12 protein-coding genes are annotated in these 10,018 nt (G+C 54.0%); 4 read left to right on the forward strand and 8 right to left on the reverse strand.

Annotated features, from left to right (window positions below; all coding sequences use genetic code 11):
• Positions 1–229: integrase core domain-containing protein (locus RJ38_RS00720; RefSeq protein WP_039017006.1), on the forward strand; the 229-nt coding region annotated here is incomplete at its 5' end.
• A gap of 93 nt (positions 230–322) precedes the next feature.
• Here the strand turns inward: RJ38_RS00720 and rpoH are convergent.
• The 4 genes from rpoH to RJ38_RS00740 form a co-directional block, all read right to left on the reverse strand.
• Positions 323–1,219, reverse strand: a complete 897-nt coding sequence (rpoH, locus tag RJ38_RS00725) for an RNA polymerase sigma factor RpoH (RefSeq protein WP_039017007.1) — start codon at positions 1,217–1,219, stop codon at positions 323–325.
• Positions 1,220–1,599: 380 nt separating this feature from the next.
• Complete coding sequence (locus RJ38_RS00730) at positions 1,600–1,995, reverse strand: hypothetical protein (protein ID WP_052245105.1); 396 nt, start codon at positions 1,993–1,995, stop codon at positions 1,600–1,602.
• Between the two features lie 23 nt (positions 1,996–2,018).
• Positions 2,019–2,567 (reverse strand): YaeQ family protein, encoded by a 549-nt coding sequence (locus tag RJ38_RS00735; RefSeq protein ID WP_039017008.1) that lies wholly within the window; start codon positions 2,565–2,567, stop codon positions 2,019–2,021.
• Between the two features lie 89 nt (positions 2,568–2,656).
• On the reverse strand, positions 2,657–3,703 hold the full coding sequence (locus RJ38_RS00740; protein WP_039017009.1) for an RluA family pseudouridine synthase: 1,047 nt from the start codon (positions 3,701–3,703) through the stop codon (positions 2,657–2,659).
• Between RJ38_RS00740 and RJ38_RS00745 the strand changes: the two genes are divergently transcribed.
• Positions 3,702–4,019, forward strand: coding sequence for a DUF6476 family protein (locus tag RJ38_RS00745; protein ID WP_039017010.1), 318 nt, complete (start codon positions 3,702–3,704; stop codon positions 4,017–4,019). The two genes, RJ38_RS00740 and RJ38_RS00745, sit on opposite strands and share 2 nt — an antisense overlap.
• Before the next feature lie 46 nt (positions 4,020–4,065).
• On the opposite strand, the gene RJ38_RS00750 is transcribed toward RJ38_RS00745, so the two are convergent.
• From RJ38_RS00750 to acdA, 3 genes are read right to left on the reverse strand one after another with little or no spacing between them, the layout of a single operon-like run.
• On the reverse strand, positions 4,066–5,271 hold the full coding sequence (locus RJ38_RS00750; RefSeq protein WP_039017011.1) for a CaiB/BaiF CoA transferase family protein: 1,206 nt from the start codon (positions 5,269–5,271) through the stop codon (positions 4,066–4,068).
• A gap of 2 nt (positions 5,272–5,273) precedes the next feature.
• On the reverse strand, positions 5,274–6,890 hold the full coding sequence (locus tag RJ38_RS00755; RefSeq protein WP_039017012.1) for a thiamine pyrophosphate-binding protein: 1,617 nt from the start codon (positions 6,888–6,890) through the stop codon (positions 5,274–5,276).
• Complete coding sequence (gene acdA / locus RJ38_RS00760) at positions 6,887–8,122, reverse strand: 3-sulfinopropanoyl-CoA desulfinase (RefSeq protein WP_238321614.1); 1,236 nt, start codon at positions 8,120–8,122, stop codon at positions 6,887–6,889. The genes RJ38_RS00755 and acdA overlap by 4 nt, the downstream gene beginning before the upstream one ends.
• Positions 8,123–8,215: 93 nt before the next feature.
• Here acdA and RJ38_RS00765 point away from each other — a divergent pair, with 93 nt between their 5' ends.
• Positions 8,216–9,094 carry a LysR family transcriptional regulator gene (locus RJ38_RS00765; RefSeq protein ID WP_082005583.1) on the forward strand — a complete coding sequence of 293 codons (879 nt, stop codon included), beginning with the start codon at positions 8,216–8,218 and terminating at the stop codon, positions 9,092–9,094.
• 124 nt (positions 9,095–9,218) lie between these two features.
• Positions 9,219–9,719: a DUF2478 domain-containing protein gene (locus RJ38_RS00770; RefSeq protein WP_039017014.1), complete on the forward strand. Its 501-nt coding sequence runs from the start codon at positions 9,219–9,221 to the stop codon at positions 9,717–9,719.
• Between the two features lie 78 nt (positions 9,720–9,797).
• On the opposite strand, the gene RJ38_RS19015 is transcribed toward RJ38_RS00770, so the two are convergent.
• The coding region (locus RJ38_RS19015; RefSeq protein ID WP_039017015.1) for a hypothetical protein at positions 9,798–10,018 on the reverse strand (221 nt) is incomplete at its 5' end.

Consider the following 10,018-nt stretch of genomic DNA (forward strand, 5'->3'; position numbering starts at 1 on the left):
CAGCTATGACAATGCGATGGCCGAGACAATTAATGGCCTCTACAAGGCTGAGGTCATTGAACATGAGGGCCCTTGGCAAGGCAAAAAAGACGTCGAATTTGCCACGCTCGATTGGGTCCATTGGTTCAATCACGAACGCCGCTTTGGACCCATCGGATACATTGCTCCAGCACATGCAGAAAGGAACTTCTATGACAGCCTGAACACTGTTACTCTCGCCGCAGAATAGGAACTCAACTGTCTCCGATAAACCCGGTCTGGTTCATAGGGAAATGAAAAAGGCAGCCTGCTTGGGCTGCCTTTTTGTTGTCTCACACAAGCATCACGCCTGTTCCAACAGGCCCTTTTGACGGGCAAGTTCGCGCATGCGTTTCTGTAGTTTTTCAAAGGCACGCACTTCGATCTGACGAATACGTTCGCGGCTGACGTCATATTCACCGGACAAATCTTCCAGTGTTTTTGGCTGATCTTCCAAGCGGCGTTTCATCAGGATATCGCGTTCGCGTTCGTTCAACGCTTCCATGGCTTCCGCCAAAAGCGCGCGGCGTGTGTCCAGTTCGTCCTTGGCTTCGTAATCGCCAGCCTGGTCCGCGTCATCGTCCTCAAGCCAATCCTGCCATTCCATCGTGCCCTCGCCTTCAGAGCCGACAGTTGCGTTCAAGGACGCATCCCCACCAGACATCCGGCGGTTCATGGAAATCACTTCTTTCTCAGTCACACCTAAATCATTGGCGATCCGTGCCACATTCTCAGGGCGCATATCGCCGACTTCCAACGCACCAATACGGTTTTTGGCTTTGCGCAGGTTAAAGAACAATTTCTTTTGCGCTGATGTCGTACCAAGCTTCACAAGCGACCAAGATCGCAGCACATATTCCTGAATGCTGGCGCGGATCCACCACATGGCATAGGTCGCCAAACGGAAGCCTTTTTCTGGATCAAACCGTTTCACCGCCTGCATAAGGCCAACGTTGGCTTCTGAAATTACCTCGGCCTGAGGCAGACCATAACCACGGTATCCCATGGCGATTTTTGCAGCCAGCCGCAGGTGAGACGTCACCATTCTATGGGCGGATTCAGAATCTTCATTCTCAACCCAGTTTTTGGCCAACATATATTCTTCTTCCGGCTCCAAAAGCGGGAACTTGCGGATTTCTTGCATATAGCGGTTCAACCCCTGTTCCGGGCTGGGTGCTGGAAGATTTGTATAGTTGCTCATGTCGGGTCCTCGTCCTGTAAACGCGGGCTTAACATCCCCGCTGCGCAAACTTATGTTTACACCTTTAACATACCTTCAGATAGTTCAATTTAGCACTTTTTCAAGTCCCTGCGCTAACAAATCCGCCTTAATGCACGGTTAAGTGAAAAGACATTGGACGGTCAATCACGCGAATTTCGGCCACCCCAAAAGCACTACGCCGCAATATTCCCTTCAATACAGATCCCTTTGCTGTAGGCCAACGGCAGATCCAAAACCTTTGGATCCTCGCCGTCTGCCAGAGTATTTTGAACATCACACATTTGCCTATTCTGTGACAGCTGGCTTTGAGATGTGCGTTTGTTTTAGGCGGCTTCCCCCAGTTCAACTGCAGCTAAGTCTCATGCCTTTGTCTTAGACGTGTTGTTGTCACACCAAAACTTAACTGCTTTTTCAAACGCGTCTTTATGAAACTCTGAAGGCGCGCCTTGAAGACACCCTGCGCGTTCTGCGCGGTCAAAGAAACCCGGTGCAGGTAGGCCGCCGCGCGCTTTGCTGATCACCAATGCAGCAATCAGCGGATGTCCCGCGCTGGCATCTTCGTCAATCAAACATTCCAACGCCATGGTCAGCTGATGGATCGTATTGGGTGGGGACAGCGCCATGGCTTTGGCCAGGGCTTGGTAAGTGACAGGGGTTTCCTGCGCGCTGAGCGCCCTGAGATAGGCACGCACACGCGCTGGCAATGCATTCTGCGCGTTCGAGGGTGTATTGTCTGAAACGTCAAAGGCGGTCATGGTGATCTCGTTTCAGCGGCTGATCATGGATTGGCGTTCTTCCACTGAGCCGGCGTGACATAAACAACCGCGTCATCCGCGCTGACCATAACTTCACCGTCTTGAATATTGACTTGCAACTTCATTGTGCGACTGGCCAGTTGCGCCAATGCATCGGTCTGGGTTTCGTCCAGGTTGACCACCTGAAGATTGTCAAAACGGGTGGTGCTGTTTTTAATCTTATCCCACCAGACCTCAGCCATTTTGCCGCCATAGCAATAGACAATCACCTGATCGGATTTTCCACAGGATTGACGCACAATCTTTTCACTGGGAAGGCCAAGCGCGACCCATAGCTCAAGCTCATCGCTTAGGCTTTTTTGCCAGATGTCAGGTTCATCATCCGTCGAAATCCCCTTGGTCATTTCCAACTGTTCATGGGCGTTCAGCGCAAAAGCCACCAGACGCACCATCAACCGCTCATCTGTCTCGGACGGATGTTTGGCAACCGTCAGCTTGTGGGTTTCATAATAATGGCGATCCATATCTGATACGGAAAGTTCAACTTTATAGATGGTAGATTTCTGAGCCATGAGCTTTCCTAATATTGCCGTGATACCAATGGGTAATTTGTCTATGACGGTGACCCTAGGGGCACCCGATACGTTAAGCTAAGCGGGGTTTAATCCACCACACCCACACGCAAAATATCTGCAAGACCCTGCATATCTGATGGCTCGGGCGCTTCAAAGCGTAGGGTTTCACCTGTGTCGGGATGCACAAATCCAAGACTGGCAGCATGCAGCGCCTGGCGTGGAAAGGCACGCGCTGCAGCTGAGGCCACCGGGCCAACAGCCTTATCCGCAAGTTTGCGTTTGCCACCATAGGTTTGATCGCCCACCAACCCATGCCCCGCATGTGCCATATGCACGCGGATCTGATGGGTGCGACCGGTTTCAAGCCAGCATTCGACCTTTGCCGCCACCGCCGGGTTGCCATAGCTTTCCAGAATACGCACCCGCGTCACCGCATGACGCCCACCGGTAAAGATCACCTGTTGTTTCTGGCGGTCATGTTTGTGACGTGCCAACATGGTGGTGATTTTCATGATGTTGCTGGTCTCAAAGTTCACGCCTTTCACGCCGCGCAAACGCGGGTCAAACGCATCGGGCACACCATAAACCATCGCATGGTAATGGCGTTCAACCGTGTGTTTTTCGAACTGTTTCGCAAGGCCCTGATGGGCTTTGTCGGTCTTGGCAACCACCAGCAAACCAGATGTATCTTTATCAATCCGGTGCACAATGCCGGGGCGCGCCTTGCCACCGACACCTGATAATTCGCCACCAAAGTGATGCAACAGCGCGTTCACCAAAGTGCCCGAGGGCGATCCGGGCGCCGGATGCACCACCATGCCCACAGGTTTGTTCACCACAATCAGGTGGTCATCTTCAAACAACACATCCAGCGGGATATCTTCGGGCAGCAAATGCGTGTCCACAGCCTGAGGCACGGCAATAGACATGACATCGCCTTCAGCGACTTTCGCCTTTTGATCGGTGATCACAACTCCCGCGCGCGAAACAGCGCCCTCCGCAATCAATTTCGTTAAACGCGAACGTGACAGGCAAGCTTCCTCTGGCACATCGCGGGCAAGCGCTTTATCAAGACGCGGCGGAGGGTTCTCCGCAATCACGACCTCAATGATATCCTGAGAAAGATCCTGCATGTCTGATGCCCTACCTGAAGACCAAACGGAATTGCCCGCCAGCCTGAAGTTTTTGAAAGCCCTGGTCACGATTTTGACCGGAGTGATGATCCTGGGCGTTGTAGTGATCATTTTCCTGCTTGTCACGCGGCTAACGCAATCAAACGCCGCATTCGCCCTGCCCGATCAAATCACCCTGCCCGATGGCTCAACCGCCACGGCCTATACGCGCGGCAGCGACTGGTTCGCAGTGGTGACAACATCTGAGGATGGCGAAAGCATTGTGATCTATGATCTGGATGGCGGAACTCAGCGCCAAGAAATCAAAGTGGATTGATCCAAAGGTGATCGGTTGCGCAACAGAAAATTGCGCAACCTCATGTTCAATCTTTGCTCTGATCCGCAGCGAGTTCGGCCAAAATCGCGTCCGTATCCGCCCCAAAACGCGGCGGTGCGCGTCGGTAAGTGACTGGGGTTGCAGAGAAATTCAAAGGGTTACCCAGCACCGGGATCACACCATCAGCAGCATCCTCGGACGCCAGACCCGGTGCCATGTTGCGCGCAGCAACCTGGTCGCTTGTCATCACCTGATACAATGTGTTCACCGGACCAACAGGCACCTTAATCGCCTCAAGCCCGGAAATAATCTCAGCCATTGGGTGTTTCGCCATCTCGGGATCAATCAGTGCATACAACGCATCTCGGTTTTCAAGGCGCGCAGGGTTGGTTGCAAAACGCGGGTCATCCGCCTGCTCACCCAGCCCAAGCCACGTCATAAAGCGTTGAAACTGTGTGTCATTTCCGACAGCCAAAATCACATGCCCGTCACTTGCTGCACAGGTTTTATAGGGCACAATATTGGGGTGACCATTGCCGCGGCGTTTGGGAAGTTCACCAGACACGCGGTAATTCACGCCCTCATTGATCAGCCAAGCGATCTGACTGTCCACCAGCGCAATATCAATCTGCTGCCCTTCCCCGGTCGCATCGCGATGACGCAAAGCCGCCAAAATCCCCGTGGTCGCATACATGCCGCACATGACATCCGCGATGCCGACACCAACCTTCATGGGGTCGCCTTCGGGTTCACCCGTCAAAGACATGATCCCGCCATACCCTTGCGCCATCAGATCATAACCCGGTTTACTGGCGTTCGGACCGGTCTGGCCATAACCCGAGATCGAACAATAGACCAAGCCCGGAAGTTCATCCTTAAAAGACGCATAATCCAACCCATATTTCGCAAGGGATCCCGGCTTGAAGTTCTCAATCAACACATCCGCCGTACCCGCCAAATCACGGATGATTTTCTGCCCCTCAGACGTTGCGATATCCACTGCAACAGAGCGTTTGTTGCGGTTCGCACAGATGAAATAGGCGCTGATGTCACTGTCGGATCCATCCGCCATTTCCACATAGGGCGGCCCCCATGCGCGCGTATCATCGCCGCCGGTTGCCGGGTTCTCAATCTTAATAACATCCGCGCCCATATCGCCCAAAAGCTGGGTACAGGTCGGGCCTGCCAAAATACGTGAAAGATCCAAAACCTTTAAGCCATGCAAGGGGCCATGTGATTGATTTTCAGTCATAATCAAATCTTTCCATCATAAGCGCGCGCTTCAATTTCCGCGGCAATCACAGTGAATGTATCAGCAGATTTCGCGGCCTCAAGGGCGGCGCGCAACTCAATACGATTTGTCACACGGTAGCCCTGCCCACCAAGGGATCGCCCGAGGCTCGCAAAATCATGACGCCCAAAGGCAACCCCATGTTTCGCCATCTGGCGACCGCGTTGTTTCAGCTCAATCAAAGCCAATTCCGCATCGACGAACACCACAAAGATTGGATTGCCCCCAAGTTCCGCCGCCGTCGCCAGTTCTCCCGCGCACATCAATGTGCCCGCATCGCCCGAAAAGCTGATGACCTGGCGCTCAGGTGCTGCCAATTTCGCCCCCATCGCCAAGGGCAAAGCACAGCCCATGGTGCAAAGCGCTGAGCTTTGCAAAAGCCCGCGCGGACCATCACATTCCCAGATCTGCGACAGCAAAATTCGATGCGCGCCACTGTCCACCGTGGCGATCGTGCCCTCAGGCATCGCGGCGCGACATTCTGCGATCACGGCGGCCGGCCCCCAAGCCTCGGAGGTGCCAAACAAATCTGCCAACGCCGCTTTCGCCGCCGCAATCTCGCCATCGACCCAGGTTTGGACTGGCTCAACACCCTGCCCCAGCGCCTTCAGGCTTTCACCAGTATGGGCAATGAAGTTCACCGTCGCCTGATGCATATAGTGGTCATTCATCACGGGGGCGATGTCGATCACATTGACCTGTTCAGGATCCCAGATCTCGCGCCAGCCAGGACGCATTTCAATGGGGTCATAGCCCGCGCAAATGATCAGATCAGCGGCCTCAACAAAGGGCACGAGAACCGTATCCGCACGCGGCGAAAGCCCGCCGCCACCCAGACAAAGCGGGTGATTTTCCGGCAATACACCCTTGGCTTTGTAGCTGGTGATCACGGGGATATTGTGGGTTTCAGCGAAGCTTTGCAGATCCGCGTGTGACCCTTCCGTCAGCACATCAAGACCAGCAATAATCACCGGGCGTTTAGCGTTGGCCAGCCAGTCACGCGCCTGCGCAAGGTCTGGTCCAGCGGGCACAACCGGGGTCGCAGGCGCAAGGCGACGCAGGCGCTTGGGCGTGACTTCCATATCGGCAACAGAGATCGGCACATCAATATGCACCGGACCAGGACGCGGTGCCATGGCAATTGAAACCGCTTTATCCGCAATAATATCAGCGCCTTCTGCGGTCAATTTAAAGGTTGCCTTAGTGATTTCACCCAGCACCGCCTGATGATCCAAGACTTGGTGCGTATAGGTCAGTGCTTCGTCATCATCCACGCAGCCAGACAGCACAATCATGGGCACGCGGTCTTGGTGCGCATTGGCAATTACATTGACGCCGTTCAACACGCCAGGCCCCAAAGTCGCGACCAAAATAGCCGGTGCGCCAGTGACGTGATGCACGCCCTCGGCCATGAACCCCCCCGCATTTTCATGCTTACACAGGATGAATTTGATGCCAGCACGTTCCAGCGCATCCACCATGGTTAACACTTCGCCGCCAGGCATGCCAAACGCATGACGGCAACCTGCCTCATACAAACGGCGGGCGACGAGGTCTGCGGCGCGGGTGATCTCGTTCATTTTACAGCCCTTTCGGCCAATTTCGTATATCCCTCACGGGTTTGGGGCACCTTAATGCCTAGCAATCCACCCGCAACCTGTGTTTTGAGAATTTGCGCGGTGCCTCCCCCAATTGTGAACATCCGCACATCGCGATACATGCGCTCAAGCGGCTCTTGGCTGCCATATCCGCGCGCGCCAAACATTTGCAGGGCATCATTCACAACCTGAATGGCATTCTCAGAGGCAAACATCTTTGCGCGCGCCGCCATATGCATGTCGGGAAAGCCCTTACCACACAGCGTCTGCGCCGCTTCGCGCAACATCAAGCGCGCGGCATGCACCTTTGCGTCCATATCAGCCAACATCCATTGCAAGCCCTGAAATTCCGCTAAGGGACGGCCAAATTGTTCACGTTCTTTCAGGTAACGAATTGCGTGATCCACGGCCCCTGCCGCAATCCCCATGGCGATCGTACCCGCCCCGACACGTTGGCTGTTATAGGCGGTCATCAAGTCGGCAAAACCGCGCTTGAACCCAGAGGGCGGGCTGACGACCATATCGTCCGCGATAAACACATCGTTAAAATGCAACTCGGCTTCGGGCATGCCGCAAAGCCCCATGGTACGTTCACGGCGCACAACGGAAAATCCCGCGCAGGCATCGCCATTTTCGGGGTCATGCAGCACCAAAAAGCCGCCAATCCCAAGATCAGATCCACCTTCGTCTAATACACGCGCGAAAACCAAATGCAGCTTAGACACCCCGCCACCCGTGATCCAGTGTTTCACCCCATTCATGCGATAGCCGCCGTTGGTTTTCTGTGCCACCGTGGTCATTTCCGTCGCCGCCGATCCCGCATTAGGTTCGGTGATGCAAATCGCAGGTTTGTCGCCCGCAAGCACGTATTTCGCACAGAATTTCTTTTGTTCCTCAGTGCCATAAGCCATCACAGCACTGATCCCACCCATGTTCGCTTCGACAATGATGCGCGCGGTTAAAGTGCAATGGCGCGCGATTTCCTCGACCACATCCACGACCTCTAAGAAGCTTGCGCCTTGCCCACCATATGCACGTGGGATCGACATGCCCATGAGGTTGGCCGCGACAAGATCTGGGATGTTGTCATGGCAATACTCACGGGTTTCATCCCATGTCCCAGCACGCGCGGCCAGCGCTGGTCCCAAGGCTTGTGCGGCGGCCAAATAAGGTGTTTGCGTCATGGGTGACGGCGCGGCAGACAGATCAGACATCGGGTATCCTTTATACGGTTATCCAATCGTTATCCGGGCTTGATATTCAACACAAACGAATATAAATTAACCATACATTCAGCAGGATTTAATATGAATATTCGTAGCCTCCGCACATTGTTAAGTATTTCGGAGACAGGGTCGTTCTCTCTGACGGCCGGGGCATTGAACATGACATTGCCAGCGGTCTCTATGCAAATGAAAGCTCTGGAAGACAGTCTCGGACAGAAGTTGTTCGACAGATCGGCCCGCCCACCACGTATGACACCAGAAGCACGCGCTTTGCTGCCCGATATCCGAACGATCCTGGACGCCCGGGCCAGAATAGAAGCCTTAAGTCATGGCAGCGACGCCTTACGTGGCATTTATCGGATTGGGTTTGTCCCCACGACCAGTGTGCGTCTGCTGCCTGGCTTTCTTAAACGGGCGCAAACCGATGCAGCCAGCGCAACATTCGAAACCAGTACGGGCCTCTCTGTGCCATTGGCCAAGGCCGTGCTGTCGGGCAGACTTGAATGCGCGGTGGTGACGGATGAGGATCTGCCAGAAGGGATACGCCGAGATCGCATTTGCACAGAAAGCATGGCCCTTGCCTTGCCCGATGGTTTTGAAACTGTGCCCCTGTCCGAATTGGCAAATACCTTGCCATTCCTACAGTTCCTGCCCGCCGGAGGCATCGGTCGCCACATTGACGGATGGTTGCGCGAAGCCCGCCATAAGCCCAACACCAGGATCACATTTGACATGGTCGAACCGATCATCGAATGTCTGTCACACGGCATTGGCTACACGATTTTGCCCCGGCCAGATCTGGAACGATGGCCTGATAAACCATTTCATATCATTGATCTACCCGGTCCGTCACTGACGCGGGATCTTGTTTTCATCTCACGCGACACAACCCTTAACGCCTCCGCAAGAGCACATATTCTTGCAATGCTCGGGACATCATCACACGACGAGATGCGATAACACCGTAACCGCGCCCACATGATAACAGCATACATCCGGCAGCATGACGATCCTTGGTTGACATTCCCGCCCCGGAACCGAAAGTTGGGGGCTAATACCAATGCCCAAACACATGAGGTCCCCCGTGAAAATCGGATACACTAAAAAATCTGGCCATGGCGAACTCGACCTTTTGCTTGCAGGCGTTGCTGACAAACTTGAGGCCGCAGGCAAACGCTGTATGGGCATTGTTCAGATAAACTCTGACCGTGGCGATTGCCGACGCTGTGATATGGATGTGCAGGTGCTCTCCGGTGGTCGGAAAATTCGTATTTCTCAAAACCTTGGCAAAGACAGCCGCGGCTGCCGCCTAAATCCCGAAGCCATGGCCGAAGCCATCGCGGACGTCGAACAACGTATGCCCAGTGGATATGACGTTTTCTTGCTGAATAAATTTGGCAAGCAGGAAGCAGAAGGCAAAGGCTTTCGTGAACTGCTTGGGGAAGCCGCTGGCAGCGGGGCCTTCGTCTTGGTTGGCACCAATGGATTGAACGAAGACGCATTTATCGAGTTCTCGGGCAACGTTGCCGAATTCATCGAACCGGATGAAGAGAAAATTCTAAATTGGCTGAGCCAAACGAACTAGTTCAACGCATCTAAATCAAACATCAAAAAGCCCCAGAGATCGCTCTCTGGGGCTTTTTCGTCGTGGTATCTCTTGGGCTTAATTGCGATCTGATGCGTCTTCAGATGCCAATTGGCTTGCGAACCAAGCTGCGGCAACCGGGTTCACGCCGCCTTTGGAAGACGCCGTTACACCAACAACTGGGTTTGATTGGGTTTCGATGCCGGTGCCTGCCTCTGCTGCGAGATCTGCAAAGATTTCAACAGCTTCTGCAGTGACTGGTGTGTGGCTGTCCAAAACAACGGCTTCAATGCCAGTGT

Source organism: Halocynthiibacter namhaensis (genome assembly GCF_000812685.1).
Classification (GTDB): domain Bacteria; phylum Pseudomonadota; class Alphaproteobacteria; order Rhodobacterales; family Rhodobacteraceae; genus Halocynthiibacter; species Halocynthiibacter namhaensis.

Coding starts and splice junctions, on each gene's coding strand:
- RJ38_RS00730 (WP_052245105.1), bottom strand. CDS start 1,995: ATGACCGCCTTTGACGTTTCAGACAATACACCCTCGAACGCGCAGAAT.
- RJ38_RS00735 (WP_039017008.1), bottom strand. CDS start 2,567: ATGGCTCAGAAATCTACCATCTATAAAGTTGAACTTTCCGTATCAGAT.
- RJ38_RS00740 (WP_039017009.1), bottom strand. CDS start 3,703: ATGCAGGATCTTTCTCAGGATATCATTGAGGTCGTGATTGCGGAGAAC.
- RJ38_RS00765 (WP_082005583.1), top strand. CDS start 8,216: ATGAATATTCGTAGCCTCCGCACATTGTTAAGTATTTCGGAGACAGGG.
- rpoH (WP_039017007.1), bottom strand. CDS start 1,219: ATGAGCAACTATACAAATCTTCCAGCACCCAGCCCGGAACAGGGGTTG.
- RJ38_RS00755 (WP_039017012.1), bottom strand. CDS start 6,890: ATGAACGAGATCACCCGCGCCGCAGACCTCGTCGCCCGCCGTTTGTAT.
- RJ38_RS00750 (WP_039017011.1), bottom strand. CDS start 5,271: ATGACTGAAAATCAATCACATGGCCCCTTGCATGGCTTAAAGGTTTTG.
- RJ38_RS00745 (WP_039017010.1), top strand. CDS start 3,702: ATGTCTGATGCCCTACCTGAAGACCAAACGGAATTGCCCGCCAGCCTG.
- acdA (WP_238321614.1), bottom strand. CDS start 8,122: ATGTCTGATCTGTCTGCCGCGCCGTCACCCATGACGCAAACACCTTAT.